Annotated in this window: 25 protein-coding genes; 13 read left to right on the forward strand and 12 right to left on the reverse strand. The window is 68.1% G+C overall.

Annotation, left to right across the window (positions count from 1 at the left end):
* Window positions 1-63 precede the first annotated feature (63 nt).
* The 3 genes from DAT35_RS26960 to DAT35_RS26970 form a co-directional block, all read right to left on the reverse strand.
* Window positions 64-750, reverse strand: a complete 687-nt coding sequence (locus DAT35_RS26960) for a hypothetical protein (RefSeq protein ID WP_108070153.1) — start codon at window positions 748-750, stop codon at window positions 64-66.
* A 155-nt stretch (window positions 751-905) separates the two neighbouring features.
* Window positions 906-2,129: a cytochrome P450 gene (locus tag DAT35_RS26965; RefSeq protein ID WP_108070155.1), complete on the reverse strand. Its 1,224-nt coding sequence runs from the start codon at window positions 2,127-2,129 to the stop codon at window positions 906-908.
* 35 nt (window positions 2,130-2,164) lie between these two features.
* Entirely contained in the window at window positions 2,165-3,394 is a 1,230-nt protein-coding gene (locus tag DAT35_RS26970) for a cytochrome P450 (protein WP_233261721.1), read from the reverse strand.
* A 147-nt stretch (window positions 3,395-3,541) separates the two neighbouring features.
* Here DAT35_RS26970 and DAT35_RS26975 point away from each other — a divergent pair, with 147 nt between their 5' ends.
* From DAT35_RS26975 to DAT35_RS26985, 3 genes are read left to right on the forward strand one after another with little or no spacing between them, the layout of a single operon-like run.
* The gene (locus DAT35_RS26975; protein WP_108070157.1) at window positions 3,542-4,885 is read left to right on the forward strand and encodes a pitrilysin family protein; all 1,344 of its coding nucleotides are present in this window, start codon (window positions 3,542-3,544) and stop codon (window positions 4,883-4,885) included.
* Window positions 4,886-6,295, forward strand: a complete 1,410-nt coding sequence (locus DAT35_RS26980; protein ID WP_108070159.1) for a pitrilysin family protein — start codon at window positions 4,886-4,888, stop codon at window positions 6,293-6,295.
* Entirely contained in the window at window positions 6,292-7,005 is a 714-nt protein-coding gene (locus DAT35_RS26985) for an RluA family pseudouridine synthase (protein WP_108070161.1), read from the forward strand. Before DAT35_RS26980 ends, DAT35_RS26985 begins: the two co-directional genes overlap by 4 nt.
* A gap of 13 nt (window positions 7,006-7,018) precedes the next feature.
* On the opposite strand, the gene DAT35_RS26990 is transcribed toward DAT35_RS26985, so the two are convergent.
* From DAT35_RS26990 to DAT35_RS27010, 5 genes are read right to left on the reverse strand one after another with little or no spacing between them, the layout of a single operon-like run.
* A complete protein-coding gene (locus tag DAT35_RS26990; RefSeq protein WP_108070163.1) occupies window positions 7,019-7,828 on the reverse strand; it encodes an anti-sigma factor in 810 nt (269 codons plus the stop codon).
* The gene (locus DAT35_RS26995) at window positions 7,825-8,388 is read right to left on the reverse strand and encodes an RNA polymerase sigma factor (RefSeq protein ID WP_108070165.1); all 564 of its coding nucleotides are present in this window, start codon (window positions 8,386-8,388) and stop codon (window positions 7,825-7,827) included. The genes DAT35_RS26990 and DAT35_RS26995 overlap by 4 nt, the downstream gene beginning before the upstream one ends.
* A gap of 21 nt (window positions 8,389-8,409) precedes the next feature.
* On the reverse strand, window positions 8,410-9,174 hold the full coding sequence (locus DAT35_RS60955) for a c-type cytochrome (RefSeq protein ID WP_233261722.1): 765 nt from the start codon (window positions 9,172-9,174) through the stop codon (window positions 8,410-8,412).
* Window positions 9,175-9,185: 11 nt separating this feature from the next.
* Window positions 9,186-10,304, reverse strand: coding sequence for a metallophosphoesterase (locus DAT35_RS27005; protein ID WP_108070167.1), 1,119 nt, complete (start codon window positions 10,302-10,304; stop codon window positions 9,186-9,188).
* Window positions 10,305-10,307: 3 nt separating this feature from the next.
* Complete coding sequence (locus DAT35_RS27010) at window positions 10,308-11,573, reverse strand: cytochrome-c peroxidase (RefSeq protein WP_108070330.1); 1,266 nt, start codon at window positions 11,571-11,573, stop codon at window positions 10,308-10,310.
* Window positions 11,574-11,715: 142 nt separating this feature from the next.
* On the opposite strand from DAT35_RS27010, the gene DAT35_RS27015 reads away from it, so the two are divergent.
* A complete protein-coding gene (locus DAT35_RS27015; RefSeq protein WP_108070169.1) occupies window positions 11,716-12,912 on the forward strand; it encodes a peptidase C39 family protein in 1,197 nt (398 codons plus the stop codon).
* Here the strand turns inward: DAT35_RS27015 and DAT35_RS27020 are convergent.
* Genes DAT35_RS27020 through DAT35_RS27035 form a run of 4 tightly spaced genes read right to left on the reverse strand, consistent with a single transcriptional unit; the run spans window position 12,909 to window position 16,987 of the window.
* On the reverse strand, window positions 12,909-14,282 hold the full coding sequence (locus DAT35_RS27020) for a M50 family metallopeptidase (RefSeq protein WP_108070171.1): 1,374 nt from the start codon (window positions 14,280-14,282) through the stop codon (window positions 12,909-12,911). The two genes, DAT35_RS27015 and DAT35_RS27020, sit on opposite strands and share 4 nt — an antisense overlap.
* 16 nt (window positions 14,283-14,298) lie before the next feature.
* Window positions 14,299-14,970: a hypothetical protein gene (locus DAT35_RS27025; protein ID WP_108070173.1), complete on the reverse strand. Its 672-nt coding sequence runs from the start codon at window positions 14,968-14,970 to the stop codon at window positions 14,299-14,301.
* Complete coding sequence (locus tag DAT35_RS27030; protein WP_108070175.1) at window positions 14,967-16,370, reverse strand: hypothetical protein; 1,404 nt, start codon at window positions 16,368-16,370, stop codon at window positions 14,967-14,969. Before DAT35_RS27030 ends, DAT35_RS27025 begins: the two co-directional genes overlap by 4 nt.
* Window positions 16,371-16,408: 38 nt before the next feature.
* The gene (locus tag DAT35_RS27035) at window positions 16,409-16,987 is read right to left on the reverse strand and encodes a hypothetical protein (protein ID WP_108070177.1); all 579 of its coding nucleotides are present in this window, start codon (window positions 16,985-16,987) and stop codon (window positions 16,409-16,411) included.
* Window positions 16,988-17,190: 203 nt separating this feature from the next.
* On the opposite strand from DAT35_RS27035, the gene DAT35_RS27040 reads away from it, so the two are divergent.
* The 9 genes from DAT35_RS27040 (at window position 17,191) to hisS (ending at window position 25,592) form a co-directional block, all read left to right on the forward strand.
* Window positions 17,191-18,012: an ABC transporter permease gene (locus tag DAT35_RS27040; RefSeq protein ID WP_108070179.1), complete on the forward strand. Its 822-nt coding sequence runs from the start codon at window positions 17,191-17,193 to the stop codon at window positions 18,010-18,012.
* A 23-nt stretch (window positions 18,013-18,035) separates the two neighbouring features.
* On the forward strand, window positions 18,036-18,776 hold the full coding sequence (locus tag DAT35_RS27045) for an ABC transporter ATP-binding protein (RefSeq protein ID WP_108070181.1): 741 nt from the start codon (window positions 18,036-18,038) through the stop codon (window positions 18,774-18,776).
* A gap of 12 nt (window positions 18,777-18,788) precedes the next feature.
* Window positions 18,789-20,315, forward strand: a complete 1,527-nt coding sequence (locus DAT35_RS27050) for an MlaD family protein (RefSeq protein ID WP_108070183.1) — start codon at window positions 18,789-18,791, stop codon at window positions 20,313-20,315.
* Between the two features lie 119 nt (window positions 20,316-20,434).
* Window positions 20,435-21,358 (forward strand): PfkB family carbohydrate kinase, encoded by a 924-nt coding sequence (locus DAT35_RS27055; protein ID WP_108070185.1) that lies wholly within the window; start codon window positions 20,435-20,437, stop codon window positions 21,356-21,358.
* A gap of 140 nt (window positions 21,359-21,498) precedes the next feature.
* Window positions 21,499-21,846: a TIGR02266 family protein gene (locus DAT35_RS27060; protein WP_108070187.1), complete on the forward strand. Its 348-nt coding sequence runs from the start codon at window positions 21,499-21,501 to the stop codon at window positions 21,844-21,846.
* A gap of 30 nt (window positions 21,847-21,876) precedes the next feature.
* Window positions 21,877-22,608 (forward strand): metallophosphoesterase, encoded by a 732-nt coding sequence (locus tag DAT35_RS27065; protein ID WP_108070189.1) that lies wholly within the window; start codon window positions 21,877-21,879, stop codon window positions 22,606-22,608.
* Between the two features lie 83 nt (window positions 22,609-22,691).
* Complete coding sequence (locus DAT35_RS27070) at window positions 22,692-23,414, forward strand: hypothetical protein (protein ID WP_233261723.1); 723 nt, start codon at window positions 22,692-22,694, stop codon at window positions 23,412-23,414.
* 52 nt (window positions 23,415-23,466) lie between these two features.
* Entirely contained in the window at window positions 23,467-24,309 is an 843-nt protein-coding gene (gene asd / locus DAT35_RS27075) for an archaetidylserine decarboxylase (protein WP_108070191.1), read from the forward strand.
* A 26-nt stretch (window positions 24,310-24,335) separates the two neighbouring features.
* Entirely contained in the window at window positions 24,336-25,592 is a 1,257-nt protein-coding gene (gene hisS / locus DAT35_RS27080) for a histidine--tRNA ligase (protein WP_233261741.1), read from the forward strand.
* Window positions 25,593-25,664 lie beyond the last annotated feature (72 nt).

The following is a 25,664-nucleotide window of genomic DNA, read 5'->3' on the forward strand; positions in this document are numbered from 1 at the left end:
ACTACTAAGGCCTTAGTTGGAATGCAACTAAGGCTTTAGTTGGTCAACGGTCGGGGTTGGGGATTACGGGTGGTACTCGTACTCACCGCCCGGGTAGACGAAGGAGTCCCGGGGCGCGTACCAGCACGAGCCCTCCACGCGCTTCAACGGGCTCGAGGGGCGCAGGGCATACGTCGGGTGATCCTTCGCGAGGAACTCCAGGGAGACGAGCTCGAAGGGCGAGGCCAGCTCTCCGACGTAGGCGTAGTTGCCGGCGATGAGCTTCTGGCCCACCCGGGTCACATACGTGAGGTGGCCGCGCGCCACCGCGCCGATCTGCGGGCCCACCCGGGCCACCGTGCGGATGATGGGGACGTTGTCGACGCGGGTGGTGGCCACCAGCTCCTGGCCATGCAGCTCCAGCGTGGTCGTGCCCGGAGTGGCAGGCACGCCCCGCTCGCGCACGTAGTCACGGACGATCTCCGAGGAGTTGAGGTAGTGGGTGAAGAAGCGCGCGGGCGTCACTCCATCGGGCGCGGTGCGGCCCGAGAGATCCAACCCCATGTACGTCAGCGAGTAGGCGCCGAAGCCGGACGTCTGGTCCGCCGAGTCGACGACGTACTGGTTCATGAAGAGGGCCTGGTTGGGGGCCGGATGGAGCCCCGGAGGCAGCAGCTCGGCGGCGGCCCTGGGGTCGGCGGGAATCCAACTCGAGTACAGCATGCGGCTGTTGATGACGAGCTGCGGTGCGGCGAGCGTCGTGCTGGACATGCATGCCCTTCCTGGAGAGATGTGAACCCGGGCCGCACGAACACACCCCCGAGGCCACGGGTCACACAGCGATAGCATGCCCTCCCGGGAGCGAGCTTCCGCCACTTGTCCGATTGTCGGACGGCCGCCAGCGAGCTCGCCCGGGCGGGTCCTCGTCAGCGCCGCTCGGCTTGCACCCGGAGCCGCCTGGGGCCCCGGAGCATGAAGGACTCGCCCCAGTCGATGTGCTCCTCCTGGCCGGGGGCGAACGAGACGCGGCGCACCCGGCGGAAGAGCTCCTCGAAGGCCACCTTCGCCTCGAGCCGCGCCAGCGGAGCGCCCAGGCAGAAGTGGGTGCCGTGGCCAAAGGCGACGTGTCCCTGGGTCTCGCGGGAGATGTCGAACCTGTCCGGATCCGGGAACTTGCGCGGGTCGCGGTTGGCGGACGCCAGCAGGAGCATGACGCGCGATCCCTTCGGGATGGGGACAGCGGCGGCTTCGAGGTCCTCCGTGGCCGTCCGGAAGATGGCATGCACCGGCGCGTCGTAGCGCAGCATCTCCTCGACGGCGTTGGGAATGAGCGAGGCCTCCGCTGCCAGCCGCTCCATCTCCGCCGGGTGCCGCAGCAGGGCCACCAGCCCGTTGCCGAGTAGCTGGGTGGTGGTCTCGTTCCCCGCGACGAGCAGCAGCCGGACGAAGCCAATGACATCCATGGGCGACAGGATGGCCTCGCCCTCGCCGGCCTCGAGCAGGGCGCTGATGAAGTCGTTGCGAGGCGCACGGCGGCGCTGCTCGATGGCCGTCTCCAGATAACCGTGGAGCTCCCGCAGCCCCGTCTTGACCTTGTCCAGATCGAGCTTGCCGACCGGGATGGACACGCTCTGGGAGGCGTCGTCCGACCAGCGCCTGAAGTCGTGGCGGCGCTCGGGCTCGATTCCAAGCAACTCCGCGATGACGATGACCGGCAGTACCGCCGAGAACTCCGCCATGAAATCGCACTCGCGCTTGTCCAACAGGGTGTCGAGCAGCTCGCCCGCGATCTGCCGGATGCGGGGCTCGAGCTCCGCGACACGCCGGGCCGTGAAGGCGCGGCTCACCCGGGTACGCAGGCGCGTGTGCAGGGGCGGGTCCGAGGACAGGAGGTTGTTCTCGGTCTGGAAGTAGCGCAGCACCTCCTCGCCGAGCTCCTTCGGGAACAGGGACCGGGTCGTCACCATCTTCGAGGAGAACAGCGCCGTGTTCTTGATCGCGGCGCTGACCTCCTCGTAGCGGGAGAAGACATAGGCACCTCTCAGGGCCTCGACGTATTGGACCGGAGCGGTGTCTCGCAGGGTGGCATAGACAGGGTAGGGGTTTGCCACCATCTCGGACGTCAGCTTCAGGGGGTGTGGCTGCAGCATCGGCCCTCCAGGAACGGGGGCCCTCAAGTATGCCGTCAGCGCCGCTCGGCTCGTAGCCGCAGGGCCTTGGGTCCCCGGACCATGAAGGTATCGCTCCAGGGAATCCGATTCTCGTGTCCAGGAGCGAACGAAAGGCTTCGCGCCCGGCGGAAGATTTCCTCGAAGACCACCTTCGCCTCGAGGCGCGCCAGCGGAGCCCCGAGGCAGAAGTGGATGCCGTGGCCGAAGCCGAGCTGTCCCTGCGTGTCGCGGGTGGCGTCGAACCTGTCCGGCTCCGGGAACTTGCGCGGATCGCGGTTGGCGGCGCCGATCAGAAGCATCACGCGTGAGTCCTTCGGGATGGGATGCCCGGCGACCTCCGTGTCCCGCGTGGTCACCCGGAGGATGGCCTGGACCGGTCCGTCGTAGCGCAGCATCTCCTCGACGGCGTTGGGGATGAGCGAGGCCTCCGCCGCCAGCCGTGCCATCTCCGCCGGGTGCCGCAGCAGGGCCACCGTGCCATTGCCGATCAGGTGGGTGGTCGTCTCGTTGCCGGCGATCAACAGCAGCCGGACGAAGCCGATGAGCTCCACGGTGGACAGCAAGCCCCCTTCGCTCGCGCTCGCCTCAATCAGGGCGCTGATGAGATCATGACTGCGAGGTGCGCGGCGGCGCTGCTCGATGGCTCCCTCCAGGTACGTGTGCAGCTCCCGGAGGCCCGCTCCCACGCGGGCCATGTCCGTCCCCATGTCTCCCACCGTGGCGAGGACCTGGATGACGTTGTCCGACCAGCGCTTGAAGTCCAGGCGGCGCTCGGGCTCGATGCCCAGCATCTCCGCGATGACGATGACCGGCAGCGGCGCCGCCAGGTCCGAGATCAGATCGAACTCCTCCCGAGCCAGCATGGCGTCGATCAGCTCACGGGAGAGCTCCCGGATGCGGGGCTCGAGCTCGGCGATGCGGCGGGGCGTGAAGGCGCGGCTCACCAGGGTGCGCAGGCGCGTGTGCAGGGGCGGGTCTGATGCGATGAGGTTGTTCTCCGGCCGGAAGTAGCGCAGCACGTCCTCGCCGAGCTCCTTCGACATCAAGCCGTTGATCCCCGTCAGCACCGAGGAGAACACGGCGGTGTTCTTGAGGACGGGCCCGATGTGCTCGTGGCGCGAGATGACATAGGCACCCAGCAACGCCTCCACCTTCTGCACCGCCGCGGTCTCTCGCAGGGCCGCGTAGAGCGGGTAGGGATTCATCAACATCTGGGGGGTCAGCTGGGTGGGGGGCGCGCTCACGAGGTTCTCCGATTCATCCGGCTAAGCCGGAGTTACGATGATCCCGTGGAGTCTGACATGAGGCAACCCATGCCCACCGAGGGCTCATCCCCCTGCTCGAAAGGCATGCTTCCCCCCGAGTGCGGCCGTGTATACGGTGGATCCCCTATGGCGAAGGCACCCGCGAAAGCCGCCGAGCGCAAGGCGGATCCCATCCTGCAGTCCCTCTTCGACGTCCAGGAGGCCACGCTGCCCAACGGACTCCGGGTCCGTCTGCTGGCCAACCACCAGACGCCGGTGGTGAGCCTCTACACGTTCTTCCAGGTGGGCAGCCGCAACGAGCGACCCGGCATCACCGGCATCAGCCACCTGTTCGAGCACATGATGTTCAACGGGGCCAAGAAGTACGGACCCAAGAAGTTCGACAAGGTGCTCGAGTCCAACGGGGGCCGCTCCAACGCCTACACGTCCACGGACATGACGGTGTACTACGAGGACTTCGCCTCGGACGCGCTGGAGAAGGTGTTGGACCTGGAGTCGGACCGGATGCGCTCGCTGCGCATCAACGACAATTCGCTGACGAGCGAGCGCCAGGTGGTGATGGAGGAGCGCCGCGCCCGCGTGGACAACGACATCACGGGCATCATGGACGAGGAGCTGGGCACGCTCGTCTGGAAGGCGCACCCGTACCGCTGGCCGGTCATCGGGTGGGAGAAGGACATCGAGAACATCTCCCGGCAGGACTGCGAGCAGTACTTCCGCACGTACTACGCGCCCAACAACGCGGTGCTCTACATCTGCGGGGACATCGACCCGAAGAAGACGCTGGCGCTGGTGCGCCGCTACTACGGGAACATCCCCAAGGGCCCCAAGCCCCAGCCCGTGCTCGACGCCGAGCCCATGCAGAAGGGCGAGCGCCGCGCCGAGGTGCGCCACCCCGCCCAGTCCCCGGCGCTGATGATCGCCTACCGTGGCCCGGCGGCCCGGGAGCAGGCGACGCTGGTGCTGGACATCATCCAGTACGCACTGGCCAAGGGCGAGGGCAGCCGGCTGGTGAAGAAGCTCGTCTATGACACGCAGCTCGCCGTGTCGGTGGCGGTGGACTGGGGCTGGAGACTCGACCCCGGCATCATCCTCTTCTACCTGGAGCTGAAGCCGGACTCGGATCCGCGCAAGGTGGAGGAGGCGCTGTACGCGGAGCTGGCGCGCCTGGGCACCGAGGGCCTGACGGAGCGCGAGCTGCAGAAGGCGAAGAACAACCTGCGGGCGGACCACCTGCGGGAGCTGGCGACGAACAGTGGGCGGGCCCACGCCATGGGCCACTACGAGACGCTGCTCGGCTCGTGGAGGGACGGGCTGACGCTGCCCGCGGTGTACTCGGCCGCCACGAACGAGCAGGTGAAGACGGTGGCGGCGAAGACCTTCATCCCCGAGCGCCGCTCGGTGGTGACGCTCCTGCCCGCCGTGGGTCTACCCTTTGGTGTAAGCGCTGACGGAAAGGACGTCGAGTAGATGGCCCCCCGAGCCACGAGCAAGAAGAAGGCGGCCCCCGCCAAGAAGGCGGTTCGTACGAAGAAGGCGGCCTCGAAGGCGGCCTCCACGTCGGGCGCCCTGATGCTGCCCACCCTCCACGAGAGCACCACCTCGGGCGGGCTCAAGGTGCTGGCCGCCGAGCGCGGGCCGCTGCCCATGGTGGCAGCGCGGCTCGTCATTCGCGCCGGCAGCGCGGCGGACCCCTCGGACAAGCACGGCCTGGCGGACTTCACCGCGCGCCTGCTGCGCCGCGGCACGGCAAAGATGAGCGCGGATGAGCTCGACGAGGCGATCGAGTTCGTCGGCGCGAGCATCTCGGTGGGAAGCAGCGAGGACGTGCTGTCGCTCTTCGTCACCACGCCCGCGGAGCACTTCCCGGCGATGCTGTCCGTGCTCGGGCAGCTGGTGCGCGAGCCGTCCTTCCCGGAGCGCGAGGTGGAGCTGGCGCGCGAGCGGGCGCTGGCCGGGTTCTCCAACGATCTGGATGATCCGTCGGTGATCGCGGACCGGGCCTTCACGCGGGCGCTGTGGGGTAACCACCCGTACGGGCACGACGTGGGGGGAAGCGCGGCGCACGTGAAGACGTTCACGCGAGAGGATCTGGTGCGCTTCCACCGGGAGCGGATGGGTCCTCGGGTGTCGCTGCTGACGGTGGTGGGCGCGGTGAACCCGCAGCAGGTGGCGGAGGAGGCGGAGAAGGCCTTCGCCGGCTGGGAGGGCGGGCCGGAGGCGCCGGTGGAGCTTCCGCCGGCCGACACGGTGGCCACGGGCCATGTGCTGCTGGTGGACAAGCCGGACCAGACGCAGACGCAGGTGCGCATCGGCGGGCCGGGCTTCCGGGTGGGACATCCGGATTACTTCCCGTCCACGACGATGAACAACGCGCTGGGCGGAGGGTTCACTTCGCGGCTGGTGAACGAGGTGCGCGTGGAGCGAGGCCTGACGTACGGCATCCACAGCTACTTCGACATGATGAACGCGGGAGGCGTGTTCGGCATCTCCACGTTCACCCAGACGGACAAGACGCGGGAGATCATCGACGTCTCGCTGGCCGAGGTGGCGAAGGTGCGCCGCTCCGGAATCTCCCCGGCGGAGCTGAAGAAGGCGCAGCGCTACCTGGCGGGGCTGTACCCGCTGCGGACGGAGACGAACGAGTCCGTGGCGTCGGTCATCAGCGACATCCGGGTGCACGGGCTCGGGGACGACTGGGTGGAGAAGTTCCGCGAGCGGCTGCTGGCGGTGAAGACGAAGCAGACGGTGGAGGTGGCGGCGAAGTACCTGTACGCGAAGCCGCCGCTCATCGTGCTGCTGGGGCGCGCCGAGGCGGTGAAGCCGCTGCTCAAGGGGCTGGGGTCGGTGACGGTGGTACCGGCCTCGGATTACGAGTGAGCGACGGCGTCCGCGTACTCTTCGAGGGAGCGGGGCTGCTCGCGGTGGACAAGCCGGCGGGGATGCTGGTCATCCCCGGGCGCGGCGAGGGGGGTGGTCCCTCGCTGCGCGAGGTGCTCGAGGAGCGGTTGAAGCGGAAGGTGTACGTGGTGCACCGGTTGGATCGGGACACCTCGGGGGTGATGGTGTTCGCCCTGGAGCCGGAGAAGCACCGGACGCTGTCGATGGCCTTCGAGTCCGGGAAGGTGCGCAAGCGCTACCTGGCGCTGGTGGAGGGCCGGGTGGAGGCGCCGCGGGTGGTGGACGCGGCGCTGGTGCCGGCGCGCAAGGGGCGGATGCGGGTGGCGAGGCCGGGCGAGGAGGGAAAACCCTCGAAGACGCGGGTGCGGCCGGTGGAGGTATTCGCGGAGGCCTCGCTGGTCGAGGCCGAGCCGCTCACCGGGCGGACGCACCAGATCCGCGTGCACCTGCTGTCGGAGGGACACCCGTTGCTGGTGGATCACCAGTACGGGCGTGCCGAGCCGTTGAAGGCGAAGGATCTGGGCGGAGCAGGGGACGAAGAGCTCCTGGCGAGGACTCCGCTGCACGCGGCGAGGCTGGAGTGGCCAGCGCTGCCGGGAGTGGAGGCAAGAGCGCTGGAGTCCCCGCTGCCGGAGGACATGGCGAGAACCGTGGAACTCCTGCGCAAGGCCCCCACGCGAGCTGGCTGAGTCCCGTGATTGCTCACCGGATGCCGTGAAACTCGTCCACGCGCTGGAGCCCGGAGCTCTGCCCATGGCACACCGCGCAGGAAGCACGTCCGTCAGCCGGGCGGCGGGAGACGAGCGCATAGCTCAACTCACCCTCGGACCAGGAGATGACGTGATAGCCGTGCATCTCGCGCGACTCGAAGCGGACACTGCGGAACACCTCGGTGCGCGACTCTCCTGACGGCCTGCCGGCATAGGGCCGCGGCGCGATGGCGAGGCTCACGGGCTCACCCTCCCTCCGGTAGCTCACGACGGCCGCATAAGCGCCGTCGAGTGTGACCATGCGTGCTCCGTCGAGCTTGAGCGTGGAATCATCCAGCTTCGGCAGCACCACCTGGAACGGGAGCCGCTCCGACAGGAGAGAGGAAAGCCGGGTGGGATCCCGCTCGGCGACATCCAGGGGCAACAAGCCCTGCTCGAGCCCCTCGTGGGTGAGCACGGCTGCCTCGGCGAGCGAGGAGGCCTTGGCCGTGGAGCCCGGCACGAGGAACACCACCAGCGCCGCGGCGAGGGCGGCCAGCGCACCACCCAGCGCCACGAGGCGGCGGCGGGGGCGCCGGTCGGCCCGAAGCGACTCCACGCTCCGGCGCAGCCCGGCGGGCACAGCGGCGGGAACATACGCACTCCGCACCACCGAGCGGAGGTTTCTCAAGTCCTCGGCCTCTCGCGCGCAGGCCGGGCAGGACTCGAGGTGCCGCTCGACATCGCCGCGGGGCAGGGGAGTCGCCTCACCGTCGAGGTACGCGGACAGGAAGGTCCGCACCGATTCGCACGAGGGGCTCATTTCACATCCCGCCGATCTCCGCCCGGAGCGACGTCTTCCGTTCTGGGTAACAACGCCTCCTTCAACGCCAATCTCCCCCGATGCAAGCGCGACATCACCGTGCCCGCCGGTACATCCAACACTTGTGAGATCTCACGATAGCTCAGTCCCTGGAGATCTCGCAGCACCACCACCTCCCGCAGCTTCAGCGGCAGTTCCTGGATCGCGGCGTCGAGCTGGGCGGGCGTCACCGCCTTCCACTGCACGGGCTCGGGCGAGGGCTCCGGAGGGAGCGCCTCCTCGACCAACTCCACCTCCGGATGCCGGGATTGATCCCTCCGGCGCGTGCGGAAGAGGTTGTGGAGGATCGTCAGGAGCCAGGCACGTAGCGAGGTGCGCTGCTCGTAACGATCCGCCGCGGCCAGCGCCCGCACGTACGTGTCGTGCGTGAGGTCCTGCGCATCCGCCTCGCTGCCGCACAGCCGGAGGGCGGTGTCGAAGAGCGCCGGAAGGTGTTGAACGGCCTCCTCGTCGAACGAGGGGTTGCGTCCGCTTCCCTTGGCGCTCCGTCGGATCCACATGGCCCGTGCCGTGTCTCGCGCTCAGTGTTTGCCGTACTCCAACTTCACACCCTTCCGCTGGGCGTAGATGTACGCCTCCATCGCCTTCATCCGCGGGTCGTCCTCGGCGAGCGGCTTGCCGCGGACGGGGTTCTCGATGCACCAGTTGATCATATCGCGCAGGAGCGCCACGCGGCCCAGCTGCACCTGGTACTTCGGGTAGGTCTCCGGATGGGTGTTGGATGCGTCCGGGTGGCACATGTCGCAGGAGACCGCCACGGTGCCGCCGAGCTCCTTCGCGTCGTGGAAGACCCGGTGCCCCTCCTGGACGATCTGCTCGGTCGAGGCCTTCCACAGGGCCTCGTCCCGCGCGCTGAACGCGCCGTAGGTGTGTCCCGCCTGGACGTTGGCGTCCTGCTTCTGCTGAACCTGATCCGCGCCCGACGCGGCGCTCGGGCCCTTGTTGGAGCCCGGAGCCTTGGCGGCCGGAGGAGGCGAGGGGGGCTGGGCCTGCGCCACGGTGACGGGGCCGTCCCACCGGGCGTCCGGGTTCTTCTTCCGCCACTGCAACATGAGCTGGTTGGAGATCTCCTGCGCCTGATTCCTGTCGATCTTCGCCGGATCCTTCACGCCCTCGACCTCGAGCGTCGTCTCGCCGTCGCACAGCGCGATCACGACGTCGCCGTCCGCGGACTTCGGGACCTGGTGCTGGGGAGGAGGCGCGTCCTTCTTGACCGGAGCGGAGCCGAGTGAGAGGAGGCCGAGGGCGGCGAGCGCCGCGATACCGAGTGACTTGCGCGCGTTCATCGTGAGGGCTCCTAGTAGGACGGAAGCTTCGTCGCCGCCGGACGATCGTTCTTGCCGTTGGAGGTGAGGTAGCCGGAGCGGATGGTGACGGGGTTGCGGTCCCAGAGGTTGTAGAGCTTGTCCACCAGACCGGCCTCGAGCACATCGAAGCGGCCATTCCCGCAGCCGTCGAAGTTGCTGAAGGGATCGGTCCGGTTCATCTGCACCGTCAGGGCGGGGAGTCCCTCGGGGGCGTACGGCCACGGCCACGCGGTGGAGAGCATCCCGTGGAAGCTGATGTTGGCGATCCGGTTGCTCAGCATCTGGTGCGTGTGGCCGTGGATGACCGTGACGTTCTCGAAGGGGCGCAGGAGCGCCTGCACCTCGTCCGCGTCCTCCGTCCAGAAGTTCCACGGCCGGTAGTATTTGTAGAGCGGCGAGTGGCTGAAGATGATCAGCGGGGTCTTCTTGTCCACCTTCTCCAGATCCTTCTTGAGCCACTCACGCCCCGCGGCGCCGACCTCGAAGCGCGACTGGAGGCCGTTGTCGAGCCCCGCCACCGTCTGCATGCGCTCCTCGGGAGACATGCCGCGCTCGGTCCAGAAGTCCTTCTCGTTCACGCTCATCAGCGTGACGAAGTGCACGCCCTTGTGATCGAACGAGTACTGCGGCTCGCCGAAGAGCGCGCGCCAGTGCTCGCCCATGTCGAGGAACCAATCGTGCTCGCCCACCATCATGCGGACGGGCGCCTTGAGGCCCTTGAGGATCTCCTTGCCGAGATCCAGCTCCTCCTTCTTGCCGAGCTGGGCCAGGTCCCCGCCGAAGAGGACGAAGTCCGGCTGGGGATCCAACCGGTTCACGTCGTCGACCGCGCGCAGGATGGAGCGCACGAAGCGGTCATTGAGCTCCTTCTTGTACAGGTGCGTGTCCGAGATGTACGCGAAGGTGAAGCGCGGCTTGGACGGGGCCGCGGAGGCCACGTCGATGAGCTGGAAGCTATGGGGCGAGACGAGGGCCTTCGCCGCCGCGATGCCCGCCGAGATGCCGGCGAGCTTCATGAAGGACCGGCGGTCGAGCTGCTTGAGTCCCTCGAAGAAGGCGTCGCGCTCCTCGTAGTGCCGGGTCTCGATGCTCTTGATGGGCTTGCGCATGGGTCACTTCTCCGTGGGGCGGACGGGCCCATAGAGGCCCAGCTCGGCCGGGTTCTTGATGTCGGTGTTCGGATTGGGCGCCAGATCGCCGAAGCTGCCCTTCTTGCCCAGGGCCGCGGCGGTGTCGCGCTCGGGGCGGTTGTTCTTGCGAGCGCGCTGGTTCGACTGCTCCTGCTTCTCCAGCGCCGCGAGGTCGTCCGACGTGAGGGCGTACATGAAGGCGACCAGGTCATCGATCTCCGGCTCGGTGAGCCCCAGCCGCTGCATGCCTCCGTCGAGGTACGGGTTGGCGATGCCTCCCTTGTTGTAGTGGTCGACCACGTCCCATAGCGTCGCCAGCGAGCCGTCGTGCATATAGGGACCGGTGACGCCCACGTTGCGCAGCGTCGGCGTCTTGAAGCCGCCGATGTCGTTCTCGCTCTTTGTCACCAGGAACCGGCCCAGCTCCGAGAACTTCGTCTGCAGGGCGAGTTCGTCGATCTGCTTCTCGTCCCCGGTGCGCACGACCCGCACCGCCTCCGAGGCGAGCTTCACGAAGTCCTGCTTGTGCGCCGCGATGCCGATGTTGTGGAACTTCTGATCCGAGAAGAGGGGAGAGACGGCGTTGCCCGCGTGGCAGGTATTGCAGCGCGCCTTGCCATTGAAGAGGGCCCAGCCGCGCTTCTCCGAGGCGTTGAATGCCTTCGAGTCGCCGACGAGGAACCGGTCGAAGCGGGCGTTGCCGGAGTATTGCATCCGCTCGAAGGCCGCGATGGCCGCGGCGAGGTCAGTGGCATTGGGCTCGCGGCCAAAGGCCTTCTGGAACGCCGTCGTGTACTCGGGAAGGCCCTTCACCTTCGCCACCACTGCTTCCGGCGAGGGCATGCCCATCTCGATGGGATTGAGGATGGGCAGGATGGCCTGGTCCTCGAGCGTTCCCGCGCGCCCGTCCCAGAACTGCGTGGCATTGAAGAGCGCGTTCAGGACCGTGGGGCTGTTGCGCTGGCCCACCTGATTCTTGATGCCGACGGAGGTGGCCTTTCCATCGGTGAACGCGCGCTTCGGATCATGACACGTCGCGCAACTCACCGAGTCATCGGCGGACAGCCGTTTGTCATTGAAGAGTTTTTCTCCCAGGCCTACCCGCTCCGGGGTGGGCCGCCGGTCCGGGGGGACCGAGATGTCGTACAACGCCGAGGACACGCCGATGGGAAGCTTCGGGGGCGATGCTTCGCCCGCGAGCGCGGTGCCGCCCCATGCGAGCACCGCCAGGCAAGTGAGCGCTTTCATGATCACCTCGATGGGAAGAACTCCGATCACCGCGCTTATTCCGTTGGATTTTCGTGAGGGCTCTCACCCGCCGGGAAACTCCATTGGCCTCTCCCTGGAAAACAAGTAAGCAAGGAACCCCTCGACATTCAGGAGGTGGTTCATGCGAAGCATCAGGACGGCCGTGGTCGCGCTGTGCGTCACGCTCACGTGGGCACCCGCGGCGCTCGCGGGACAGAGCGCCTTCGTCCGCTGGCGGGCGAGCCAGGGCAACTTCTCCTCGTGGCAGCGCAGTGGGGTGAGCCTCGCGACGGATGGCTCGCTGCAGGTGGATCCCCAGACGGCCGTGGCCGGCACGGATCCCTACGCGGCCGGTGCCTATAACGGGGGCAACTTCTACAACGGAGGCAGCTTCCGCGTCGGCGAGGCCACCAGTCCCGTCATGACGAACGGCTTCGCCTTCCGCGAGGCCATCGCCTCCTGGGAGGCCGAGACGCCCTCCGGCACGTGGGTGGAGACGCAGATCCGCGCGCAGATCTCCGGCGTCTGGACGAAGTGGTACAACCTGGGCGTGTGGGCCGCGGATGGCGCGACGGTGCGCCGCCACTCGGTGGCCTCGCAGTCGGACAGCAATGGGTACGTGGGCACCGACACGCTGATCATCAGCAACAAGAAGTCACCCACGGTCTTCCAGCTCAAGGTGCGGTTGTTCAGCGCGGACGGCATCGCCACCCCGCGCGTGCGCGCCAGCGCCGTCACCCTCTCCACCGCGCCGGAGAAGAGCCCGGCCACCTTCCCGGGCAACTCCGCGCTGTGGAACCAGGTGATCGACATTCCCCAGTGTTCGCAGATGGTCTACCCGGATGGGGGCGAGGTCTGGTGCAGCCCCACGTCCACGTCCATGGTGCTCGGCTACTGGACGGGTGACACCGGCGCCTGCGAGCCCCGGGTGCGCGCGGCGGTCAGCGGCGTGTATGACTGGATCTACCGCGGGCACGGCAACTGGCCCTTCAACACCGCCTATGCCGCCACGAAGGGATTCCAGGCCCACGTGACGCGCTTCACCGGCTTCCACCAGCTCGAGCCGTGGATCGCCGCCGGGGTGCCCGCCATCCTCAGTGTCGCCTGGGCCAAGGGCGAACTCACCGGGGCACCCATCGAGTCGACGGCGGGCCACCTGATCGTCCTGGTGGGCTTCGACGCGGCCGGCAACCCGGTGGTGAACGATCCCGCCGCCGCGAGCGACGCCACGGTGCGCCGCACCTACCTGCGCTCCCAGCTCGAGCCTCTGTGGCTCAAGGCCTCGGTCGGCACGGCGTACCTCATCTACCCCACGGACTGGCCGGTGCCCGCGCTCTAGGCGGCGCCCTTGCCGAGCCGGGCGAGCCGCTCGGCGATCTCCGGAGCGGAGCGGACCTCGGCCAGCGCGGGCTCCTGGCCGAGCGTCTCGAAGTCGTCGTAACCCGCCTCCAGCGCGCGGTTGAGCCACTCGGAGGCGCGCTCCCCCTGGCCGGCGCGGGCGTGGTTGCGGGCGGCCTGGTACGCATCCTCCGCGCGGCCCGCGGTCTCGAAGGCGGTCGCGTGGAGCGCCGCCGCCGCGCCGAAGTCACCCCGGGCCGCCGCCACGCCCGCCAGCAGCGCATCGCGCTTGCCCGGCGCCTTCCACGAGAAGTCCCGGGCAATGCGCTCGGCCTCGTCCAGGCGCTGGGCCCCCACCAGCAGGCGCACCGCCAGCGCGGCCACCGCCTCGGTGGGCTCCTTCTCCAGCGCGGCGAGCGCGTGGGGCAGGGCGCGATCTGGCAGACCCGTGGCCTCGAAGGCCATGGCCAGACTGAAGGGACGGGCGGCCTGGGGTGGATCCACCTTCTCCAGGTGGGAGAGCGCCGAGCGGGGATTGCCATCCGTGAGCGCCACCCAGGCGAGCAGATCCCTCACCGCGTTGCTCTCCTCGCCGGGCTTGGCGGCGGACAGGGCCAGGTGTCCCAGCCGGGCCGCCTCGCTCTCGTTGCCGGAGCGCAGCGCCTGCCAGGCGCGGGCGAGTGCATCCGGCTCGGGGTCCGCGACCTTCATGGGCTGCAGGGGCTTGATGTCCCGAGCCACCTTGAGGGCCTGCCAGCAGCCGTAGCCCATCCAGCCGAACATGAAGGCGGTGTAGAAGAGGCGGACGCTCACCGACAGGGCGACCACTCCGCCAGCGGTGATGACGCCGATCCACAGGGAGATGCGCTGCCGCGAGGGCCCGAGGATGCCGCGCATCACGTGGCCTCCGTCCAGCGGGGGAACGGGCAGCAGGTTGATGATGCCCCACGCGAAGTTCACCCACATCAGGTCGCGGAAGATGACGATGCCCAGGGGGCTGCGCGGAGGCATCATCATGTTGACGCCGATCATCAGCCCGCCGAAGAGGAAGCCCGCGAATGGCCCGGCCAGGGAGACGGCCACGTCCCGCCAGCGGCTGAGCGCCCGGTCGGGGAAGGTCAGTCCGCCCATGGAGTAGAGCCGGATGGCCGCCACGTCGCAGCCCAGGCTCATGGCCATGAGCGCGTGTCCCAGCTCGTGCACGAGGATGGACACGAAGACCACGCCCACCCAGGACAGCATCTCCATCGGGCTCCGGCTCCCGTACATGCCGAACAGGGCCGTCACCACCCAGAAGCTCGGATCGACCACGACGGGGATGCGGCCGAGGTTGAAGTGCAGGGAGAAGGGGGAAGAGGAGTCGGTGCTCATGTGCCTCGTGAAACCGTTACTGGGAGACCACCTTGAAGGAGTTCGAGGTGGCGCCGTTGCCCTCGTCGTCCTGGACCACGACGAGGAAGTTGTTGCCAGTCGCGTCGATCGTGAGCTCCTCCTGGCGAATGCCTCCGGAGAAGGAACCGCTGCGAATGGAGGAGATCTTCGTGCTGCCGTTATCGTAGACGCTCACCGTCACCGAGCCCTCGAATTGCTCCGCATTCGTGCCCGCCGCGTGGATGGTGACGGTGAAGGGCTGATTCTGGTTCTGGTCCTTGATGGGTTCGAGCCAATAGCCGCGCACCGGCTGGTCGATCCAGGGCTTCACTTCGTAGGCGTCGGAGAGGGTGGCCTCGCGTCCGTCCCCCAGCGTCACCCGGATGTCGTAGCGGCCGACGTCCAGCCCTGGGCCCACGGTGCCCTGGAACTGGCCGTGGCCCAGGTACGTGTCCAGCGCCACCTTCTGCGTGCCGATCTCCAGCGTCGGCTGTTCGATCATCTGGACCGACTTCCTGCCGTAGTCCACGAAGAAGCGCGGATCCGTGTCGAGTTGCACGGTGACGAGCTTCGACTCGTAGTTGAGCTGCTCCGCGGGCGAGATGGAGAGGATGGTGGGAGCCTGGAGAGGCGGCTCGGTCGCGCACGCGCACAGCAGCGCCAGGAGGAGGGGCAGGACATTCCTCATAGTGCGTACCTCACTCCCAGGGATGCGGATACGCCGCCGAGCTGGGCGTCGATCTCGCTCGCCTGAGCCGCGGCGTAGCTGCCGCGCAGCTCGAACAGGGCACTCAGTGAGCCAAAGCGCCAAGCGGCCTGGGCGGCGACGAAGCCCATGAACGTCCGCCCCTGTTGGATGCGTGGTTCCGTGAAGAAGGAGCTCGTCACGCGCTGCTCGTAGAACGTCACGCCAGCTCCCACGCGCCCGTGGAGGGACAGGGGGCCGCGCTCGAAGGCCAGCACGCGGGCGGACAGCAACAGGGGCAGGGCCACCACGCGAGAGTCCAGCGGCCCCAGCGGCTCCACGAGGGGATGGGTCACGGACTGGCGCAGGCCGGACTCCACCTCCAGCGCGAAGCGGCCCCCGAGCGGGGGCAGGCGGTAGCCCAGGCCCACCGAGGCCAGGGGCCCGCGGTTGTCGCCGCCCGCGAGGAAGCCACCGGCCATCAGGTGGACGGACAGGTTGCCCAGGTAGGTCCTCCAGTCCACGGGGGGCTCGGGCGGCTTCACCACGGGAGGCGGCGCGACCACGGGAGGCGGCTGCGGAGGAGGGACGTGGGCCACGATGGGGGCCGTCACCGGGACCGTGACGCGCGCCGCGCCGGTGCCGTCCTTGCGGTGGGCGTCCACCACGACGGCGGTGGCTTCGGGCTCCGGCTTCACGCGGAACACGCCCGGAGTCTGCGCCTGCTCCTCCACGCTTCCGCCCTGCACCTGAAGGTTGAGCTCCGAGCCCGGCATGGGCTGCTCGCCGAGCACCACCAACCACCCGGCGCCGTTCACCGTGAGCACGTCGGGGCTGATGAGCGCGAGCAGGGGCTGCTCGGGGGGCACATCGAGCCGGGCGGTTCGATCGGTCTGCTGGCCCTTGGCCGTGGCGAGCACACGCGCCTCGCGCACCCCGGGGGGCACCTCCACCTGCACCTGGGCGCGGCCCTTGCGGTTGGTGCGCACGGGGCCGAAACGCATGTCGGCCACCTGCACCACCACCTCGGCGCCCGCGCCCACGTCCGTGGCCACGTCCAGCGTCGTGCGGCCCAGCAGAGGAACGTGCATCGTGGTGACTTCCGGCGGGCCTTCGGGCGAGTCCACCCAGAAGGCGAGCACTGCCAGGAGCGGATAGCGGATGTCCGGGGGAATCCACCGGTACGCATACTCCCCCCGGGCGGTGGCGGGCAGCGGCAACAGGCTGCCCGTGGAGGCCACGGCCCGGAGTGGAGGCGTACCTCGCGGCACCTTCACCTGCACCACCACCGCCTTGTCCCGGCCGAGCACCACCCGAGCGGGGGTGGCCGTCACCGGGAAGGGGGCCGCCACCGCCAGGGGCGACAGGGTGAGCAGCAGGAGGACGAGGAGCGACGCACGCATACGAGGGGGCCTACCGTCCAGCCTCCCCGGCGCCTCTGTCAACCCTCAGCGGGGCTGGCTGGCGGAGAAGCAGGCTCTTCCGGCGTTCCAGCCTGCGGCTTGTCCGCTGGGCCCGTAGCTTTCGCGCTGGGCGGGCTGAAGACCGGCTTCTCGGTGGGGGCGCCGGCGCGGCCGTGGACGAGCGTCTTCGTCTCCGACTTGAAGGTGATGTCTACCTTGTCCCCGCGGACGGCCGTCACCAGCCCCAGCCCGAAGGTGGGATGCTGGATGACCTGATCCATCTGGTAGGTATCCTTGGGGCTGTAACGAGGCGCGTTGGCGATGTCCTTGCCCGCGAGCTGCTCCTCGAAGGAGATGATCACCTTCTCCTCGCTGGATCTGCTGGCTCGGGGGGCGCGCGTGCCACCGGTGCCACCGCTGCTCGAGCGGGACGCGGAGGGGCTCGGCCTGTCCGTGGTGCCCGGCGCGGAACGGAAGGCGTGGTCTCCGTTGCAGGTGTTGCAGCGGACTCGAGCGATCTTCGTGCCCACCATCGCGAGGATGGTGTGGGCAAGCGTGAGCCGGCACCGGGTGCAGAACGCGTCGACCTCGCCGCCGACCTTGTGTTGGGTCGCCATGACTGTGTGCTTCTCGCTTCTCTGGGGAAGGGGGGATGAAAAAGGGGGGCGGAACATAACGGCAAGTGGTCACGGGAGAAACCCCCTTTGTGACCTCCGGAGTCCGCGCCTGGACGCCCGGGGTGCCGGGAGGCGGAGGGGGGCTTCGGGGCCAGAGCGATTGCTTGTGCCGGGAATGGGGCCACGTAGAGTAGGGCCCACCCGTGGCATCCGAGAACGCACAGAAGGCGGAGCAGCCCCAGCAGCCCTCCCTGCTCGTCCAGACAGTCGAGGACGTGGGGCGGAGCGCCATCTCGAAGGTGGAGGAGCTGGGCAGCCTCGTCACGCTGGGGTTCGACGTGGCCCGCTGGGGGGTGCGCCGGCCCTTCCGGTGGATCAACCTCTTCTCCCAGCTGGACTTCGTGGGGGTGGGCAGCGTCTTCATCGTCCTGCTCACGGGGCTCTTCACCGGCATGGTGTTCGCCCACCAGTCCTCGCGCGCCTTCGAGATGTTCGACGCGGAGAGTCTGGTGGGACCTACCGTGGCGCTGGTGCTCACGCGCGAGCTGGCCCCCGTATTCTCCGCGCTGATGGTCACCATGCGCGCCGGCTCCGCCATGTGTACGGAGCTGGGCACCATGCGCGTCACCGAGCAGGTGGACGCCCTGGAGACCATGGCCGTCAACCCCATCCAGTACCTCCTGGTCCCCCGGGTGCTGGCCGGCCTGTTCATGGTGCCCATCCTCACGCTGCTCTTCGACACCTCCGGCATCCTGGGCGCCTACGTCGTGTCGGTGGGCACCAAGGGGGTGTCGGCCGGTACCTTCATCGCTCGCACCCAGCAGTGGTTGGACGCGGTGGATGTCTACGAGGGCCTCATCAAGGGCGCCGTCTTCGGCCTGGCGGTGACCCTTGTTTGCTGCTTCAAGGGTTTCAACGCCTCGGGCGGTGCCAAGGGGGTGGGCAAGGCCACCACCGAGGCCATGGTATCCAGCGCGCTCACCATCTTCATCCTCGACTTCATCGTCGGGGTGCTCCTGCACTGATGTCGGACACGACCCCCCGGGCGATGATCGAGATCATCGACCTGCACAAGTCCTTCGGCCAGCATCAGGTGCTCACGGGCATCAACCTGTCCGTGTCGGCGGGCAACACGTGCGTCATCCTCGGGGGAAGCGGCTCGGGCAAGACGGTGCTGATGAAGCACATGATCGGCCTGCTCAAGCCGGACCAGGGCCAGGTCGTCATCGACGGCGAGGACGTCGTCCCCATGGGTGCCGACGACCTTGAGCGGGTGCGGCACAAGTTCGGCATGGTGTTCCAGGCCGCCGCCCTGTTCGACTCCATGGACGTCTACGAGAACGTGGCCTTTCCCCTGCGCGAGCACCGGACGATGCCCGAGCCGGAGATCCGCAAGCTCGTGAGGTCGAAGTTGGATCTGATGGGCCTGCCGCAGAGTGTGGAGCGGAAGTTCCCGGCGGACCTGTCCGGCGGCATGCGCAAGCGCGTGGGCCTGGCACGCGCCATCGTGATGAATCCGAAGATCGTCCTTTATGACGAGCCCACCACGGGGCTGGATCCCATCACCACCGACTACGTGGACGAGATGATTCTCGCGGCGCAACGAGAGCTGGGCATCACCAGCGTCGTCATCAGTCACGACATCGCCTCGGCCTTCAACATCGCGAACCAGATCGCCTTCCTCAGCAAGGGCGTCATCCTGGAGCAGGGACCCCCGGAGCAGGTGCGCGCCTCGCAGCACCCGACGGTGAAGGTCTTCCTCCAGACGTGGTTCGGAAAGAACGATTAGGAGCGACCCCCGGTGAAGAAGCTCGTCACACCGTTCCGAGTAGGCCTGCTGGTGATCATCGCCGGCGGAGCCCTCTTCGGCTTCATCCTGTTCACCCGCAAGGGCGGGCTGGGCAAGGACGAATCCATCCAGGCCCACGCCTACTTCCGGGATGCCTCGGGCCTGGGGCCCAAGAGCCGCATCCAGATCGCCGGCATTCCCGTGGGCGAGGTGGAGAGCGTCAAGCTGGAGGGCACCCGCGCCCGGGTGACGGTGCGCATCCGCCGCGACGTGGCCCTGCACCAGGACGCCGCCCTGTCCAAGCGCTCGGAGTCCCTGCTGGGCGACTACCTGTTGGATCTCAACCCCGGCACCGAGATGACGCCCCCCATGGAGGACGGAGGGGAGATCCGCAAGGTCGTCGACGTGCAGGGCATGGAGGCCGTGTTCGCCACGCTCAGCCAGATCACCGCGGACATCCAGCAGGTGACGGGGGCTCTGCGCGACGTGCTCGGCGGAGACAAGGGGGCCGGTTCGCTCGAGCGCATCGTCGACAACCTGGTGCGCCTGTCGGACTCGGTGGACCTGACGGTGCGCGCCAGCTCCGAGCGGCTGGACGCCATCCTGCGCAACTTCGAGGGCGTGAGCTCCGACGTGCGCGGCATCACCGCGTCCAACGAGGAGAGCGTCCGGCGGATCGTCCAGAACATCGAGTACATCACCCACGACACCCGCGAGGTGCTGGGCACGGTGCAGAAGATCGTCGGCAGCGGCGGGGAAGGGGACCTGAAGGAGAGCGTGGCCAGCCTCAAGCAGACGATGAACCGGCTGGACAGATCCTTGGCCAACATCGAGGAGATCACCACCCGGGTGAAGAATGGCGAGGGCGCCGTGGGCGCGCTGGTGGCCGACAAGCGCCTGGGCCAGAAGCTCTCCGAGTCCGTCGAGGACCTGTCCGACTTCTCCTCCAAGCTCACCGGGTTGCAGACGGAAGTGGGCCTGCAGGCCACCTACCTGGTGGCGCAGGGGGCCTCGAAGAACAGCCTGTCGCTGCGGCTGGCTCCCAAGCCGGACAAGTACTACCTGCTGGAGCTGGTGGATGATCCGCGCGGCACCATCGAGACGCAGACGGTGCAGACCAACCCGCCGAACTCGGGCGAGCCGGTCATCCAGCAGCAGAAGATCACCAAGGAAGGCTTCAAGATCAGCGCGCAGTTCGCCAAGCGCTACTACTTCACCACGCTGCGCTTCGGCATCATCGAGTCCACCGGCGGCGTGGGTGCGGACTTCCACTTCTTCAAGGATCACCTCACGCTGAAGATGGACGCCTTCAACTTCTCCGTGGACGAGCTGCGCTACCCGCGCATCCGCGCCTCGCTGAAGGCCCAGGCCTTCGACCGGCTCTTCATCACCGCCGGCATGGACGACATCCTCAACGATCCCAAGCGCGACCTGAACACGCGCCGCATGCTCGCCGGCCGCGACTTCTTCTTCGGTGGCGGCATCTACTTCACGGATGACGATCTGAAGGCCATCCTGCCAGTCGTTCCCAAGCCCTGATGTGGCTGCCGACTCCGGATGGCTTGACCTGACCTGTTGAAAAGTCGTACCTCGCACGGGCACGGGCCGTCCCCTGGGAGCCCCGTGCCTGTTTTTCGGCCTCTCTCCCTGGAACGCCCATGTCACTTCTCGTCGTTGGCTCGGTTGCGCTGGATTCGGTGGAAACCCCCTTCGGGTTGAAGGAAGACGTTCTCGGGGGCTCCGCCACCTACTTCTCCACCTCGGCATCTTTCTTCGCCCCCACGCAGATCGTGGCGGTGGTGGGGGAGGACTTTCCCCAGGCCCACCTGGACTTCCTCCGGGCCAGGGGAGTGGACCTCGAAGGTGTCACCCGGGAGAAGGGCCGCACCTTCCGCTGGAAGGGCCGCTACGGCTTCCAGCTCAACGAGGCCGAGACGCTGGACACCCAGCTCAACGTCTTCCAGTCCTTCTCGCCCCGTCTGCCCGAGAAGTACCGCGACGCCCAGTTCGTCTTCCTGGGCAACATCCACCCCGAGCTCCAGTCCCAGGTGGTGGACCAGGTGAAGGCGCCCAAGCTGGTGGCCGCCGACACCATGAACTTCTGGATCAACGGCAGCCGCCCGGCGCTCCTCAAGACGCTCAAGCGCGTCAACCTGCTCTTCGTCAACGACGCCGAGGCCCGCCAGCTCTCCGGTGAGCACAACATCGTCCGCGCCGCCCGCGCCGTGCTCGCCATGGGCCCCCAGCGCGTGGTGGTCAAGCGCGGCGAGTACGGCGCGCTCCTCTTCGAGCACGACCACGTCTTCGCCTGCCCGGCCATGCCCCTGGCCGACGTGTTCGACCCGACCGGCGCCGGAGACACCTTCGCCGGCGGCTTCATGGGCACGCTCGCCACCGCCCCCCGTCTGGACAACGAGGTGCTGCGCCGCGCCATGGTGATGGGCAGCGTCATGGCCTCCTTCACCGTGGAGAAGTTCAGCCTCGAGCGTCTGCGCGAAGTGAGCCGCCCGGAAATCCGCGCCCGCTTCGCCGAGTTCAAGCGCCTCACGCACTTCGAGGACCTGGGCCCGCTGGACGGCTAGCCGGCCCGGGGTGGGGGCCGCAGACCCATCTTGACGGAATTTTACACTGGCACTAATCTCCGCCCTTGCGAATTCAGGAAAGAGCGGCGGGTTGTCGGTGGGTCAAGGGCGTCTCGGCCGCGCTCCGGAGGGCAAGCGGGTTGCAGACGGAGAACCGAAAGCACGAACGTTTCCCCTCTCGCCTGCGGTGCTGGTGCGAGGCGGAGAACATCACCCTCTACGCGCGCATCGTGAATCTGAGCGAGGGGGGGTTGTTCCTGAAGACGAACACGCCTCTGGACACGGGGCGTAGGACCCTGCTGAGGTTGAGCGGCGGGGAGGTGCGAGAGGTGATGGCCGAGGCCACGGTGGTGTGGAGTCGGCCACAGCGGCAGGAGAAGGGCCCCCCCGGAATGGGTCTGAGGTTCGAGGGCCTGGAGCCTGGCGCGCTGGCACAGCTGCGGCGCATCATTTCCCAAGAGCAGCGAGGACCCACGTTCGGGAACTGAGCCCGGGCAGGGGAAACCGGCGAGACCACCATGCGAATCGCGATCATCTCCGACATCCACTCCAACATCGAGGCGCTGACGGAGGTGCTCCGCGTCACGGAAGAACAGAAGGTGGATCGGATCGTGTCGCTGGGGGACATCGTGGGCTATGGGGCCTCGCCCAACGCCTGCTGCGACCTGGTGCGCTCGGTGACCGAGGTGACGTTGCTGGGTAACCACGACGCGGCGGTGGCCGGGCGGATGGACTACTCGTACTACTACGACGCCGCCCGCCACGCGCTCGACTGGTCCGCCAGCGTGCTGTCCGACGAGAACATGGAGTGGCTCAAGAGCCTGCCCTACACGTACCGGATCGGGGACGTGGGCTTCAGCCACGGCTCGCCGGTGGAGCCCAAGGCGTACGAGTACATCTTCGCGCTGGAGCAGGCGCGGGAGCTGGCCCCGTACGTGGAGCACCTGCCGGAGGTGACGTTCATCGGGCACAGCCACCTGTGCAAGGCGTTCGCTATTGGCAATGGCGAGGTGCACGACGTGGTGGCGCAGAAGTTCGGCATCCGCCGGGGCTACAAGTACATCATCTCGGTGGGCAGCGTGGGGCAGCCGCGGGACTACGACAACCGGGCGTGCTTCGTGATCTGCGACACCGGGGCGCGCACGGTGGAGTACATCCGGGTGGAGTACGACATCGAGTCGGCGGCGCAGAAGATCTTCGACGCGTCGCTGGCGCTGAACTTCGGCAAGCGCCTGTTCCTCGGGGTGTAGCCGCCGCGCGAGGGTGGCGCTTCGCGGTCATCCACCAGAAAAAGGGGCGCGGCAGCCCGGAAATGGCGTAGAAAACCGGCCCCGTGCGTACCTACGACTCCTTTTCCGGCCGGACGCTCGCCGGCCTCTTGATGGCCCTCCTGTTGGCGGCGGCCCCCGTGGCCTGCCGCAAGCCCGCCAAGCCCTCCGAGGCGTACGCCCAGGCGCATACGCGCTTCGGCAAGCTCTACGCGGAAAAGGGGGACGAGGCCTTCGTGGATCCGCAGCTCTCCGAGGTGGAGTCGCTGCTGGACCAGGTGCCGGCGGACAGCCTGGACGCGCGGGCGGCCGGTGATCTGCGCACCCGCATCCAGGTCGGCAAGCAGCAGGTCCAGGCCCGGCTCAAGGCCAAGGCCGATGCGCTCGCCAACGCGACCCAGCCGAGCCAGATGCCCTCCGGGTTCAACACCGCTCCCTCGACGCCCGCTCCCACGCGTTCCGAGCCTCCCCCCGAGGAGGAGTCCGACGCTGCTACCGATGCCGGAACGGCGGGCATGCCCGGGGTCGGCACCCCGGTGACCCAGCTGGCGAGCGGCTTCTCCGGTTGCTTCCAGAAGGGCGAGCCGCTGGAGGTGAAGGGCCGCGGAATGCGCGATCGCTGGGAATTGGCGGATCGCGCGGCGTGTCGCCAACAGTATGCCTCGCTCCAGGCCATGGTGATGATCGTCGAAGACGGCAAGGTGCTCGGCATGGTGCCGCGGAGCGCCATCCAGGAGGTCCCCGCCGACGGCGGCACGGGCAGCTCCACCCCGGATGGCGGTCGCTGAAGCGGGCTCGCGCATCTCAACTTCCAGAACCTTTCTCACAGAACCCCAGGTCATGAACGAACAGACCTTCATGAAGTTGATGCAGATCCTCCCCAAGTCCGCGCTGTCCACGGCGGTGGGGATGGCCACGCGCCTGCCCGCGCCGGCACCGGTGCACCAGGCGGCCATCAAGGCCTTCGCCAAGGCGTACAAGGTGGACCTCGCCGAGGCCGAGCACGCCCTGGAGCACTACCCCACGTTCGCGCAGTTCTTCACCCGCGGCCTGAAGACGGGCGCCCGCCCGGTGGATCCGGGTGAGAAGGTGGTCGTGTCTCCCGTGGACGGCGCCGTGTCCCAGGTGGGCTACGCCGAGCACGGGCGCGTCATGCAGGCCAAGGGCATCCACTACACCGTGGGCGAGCTGCTCGGGGACGAGGAGGCCGCGAAGCCCTTCCACGGCGGCGCCTGGACCACCATCTACCTGTCTCCGCGCGACTACCACCGCATCCACTCGCCGCTGGGCGGGAAGATCACCGGCTACGCCTACATCCCGGGCGAGTTCTGGCCCGTCAACCCGGCCTCGGTGAAGAACAAGCAGTCGCTCTTCTGCGTCAACGAGCGGCTCGTCACGTACCTGGACACGGTGGCCGGCCGGTGCGCCGTGGTGAAGGTGGGCGCCACCTGTGTGTCGCGCATCAAGGCCGAGTACGCGGACGTCATCACCCACCAGGGCAAGCCGGGCAAGGTGCACCGCTTCGACAGCCCCATTGCGGTGGAGAAGGGTGGAGAGCTGGGCCGCTTCGAGATGGGCTCCACCGTCATCCTCGTCTTCGAGCCGGGGCGCGTGAAGTGGGACGACAGCCTCCAGCCCGAGGCGGTGGTGCGCATGGGCCGGCGGATTGGAGTGATTCCGTGAGTCAGAAGGTTTCCGGCGTCAAGGGCATGAACGACATCCTCCCCGGCGACGTGGAGGTGTGGCAGCACGTCGAGAGCACCGCCCGGGACGTGTTCGGCCGCTTCGGCTACGCTGAGGTGCGCACGCCCACGGTGGAGGACACCGGGCTCTTCGTGCGCAGCGTGGGCGAGACGACCGACATCGTCGGCAAGGAGATGTACACCTTCGAGGACAAGGGCGGCCGCAGCCTGTCCCTGCGTCCCGAGGGCACCGCTCCGGCGGCCCGCGCGTACATTGAGCACTCCATCAGCAACCAGGAGCCGCTCACGCGCTGGTTCTACATGGGCCCCATGTTCCGCTACGAGCGGATGAAGACGGGCCGCTACCGCCAGTTCCACCAGATCGGCGCCGAGGGCTATGGCTCGAAGGAGCCCGCTCAGGACGTGGAGATGATGGACATGGTCGTGCAGCTCCTGCAGAAGCTGGGGCTGACGGACGTGTCGCTCAACATCAACTCGCTGGGCGACGACGCGTGCCGGCCCGCCTACCAGGAGCGGCTCGTGGAGCACCTGCGCGGGCACGCCAGCGAGCTGTGCGCGGACTGCCAGGTGCGCCTGGTGAAGAACCCGCTCCGGGTGCTCGACTGCAAGGTGGAGCGCTGCCAGCAGATCGCCAGCGCCGCGCCCAACATCCTCGAGTCGCTGTGCGAGCCGTGCCGCGCGCACTTCGGCGAGGTGCAGCGCAAGCTGGACGCGCTGGGGATCAAATACGTGGTCAACCCCCGCATCATGCGCGGGCTGGACTACTACACGCGTACCACCTTCGAGTTCATCGCCGCGCACCCGGCGCTGGGCACCGCCAGCACCGTGGGCGGCGGGGGCCGCTACGACAAGCTGGTGAAGAGCCTCGGAGGGCCGGACGTGCCCGCCGTGGGCTTCGGCCTGGGGTTGGATCGGCTCTGCCTGCTGCTCAAGGAGAGCGGCCAGAAGTACGGCCAGCCCGCGGATCTCTTCATCGCCGTGGCGGACGAGGGCTCGGCGGACGTGGCCTTCACGCTGGCCAGCCGGCTGCGCCGCGAGGGCCTGCGCGTGGAGTTCGACACGCGCGGCGGCAGCCTCAAGAGCCAGATGAAGCGCGCCGACAAGGTGGGCGCCACCTTCGCGCTGGTGCTCGGCGAGGCCGAGCGTCAGAGCGGCCAGGCCCAGCTCAAGCGCATGGCGGGGGGCGAGCCCCTGTCCGTGCAGCTGGAGAACCTGGCCCAGACCGTGCGCGAGGCGCTCGCGAAGCCCGCCGCGGCCTCCTGAGCGGCTCCAGAGCCGCTCCTAGCCGGGAAAACCAGAGAACCCCTTGTGAATCCAAGGGGTTGAACGGGCGGC

Origin of the sequence: Vitiosangium sp. GDMCC 1.1324, assembly GCF_003044305.1 — a bacterium.
GTDB lineage: Bacteria > Myxococcota > Myxococcia > Myxococcales > Myxococcaceae > Archangium.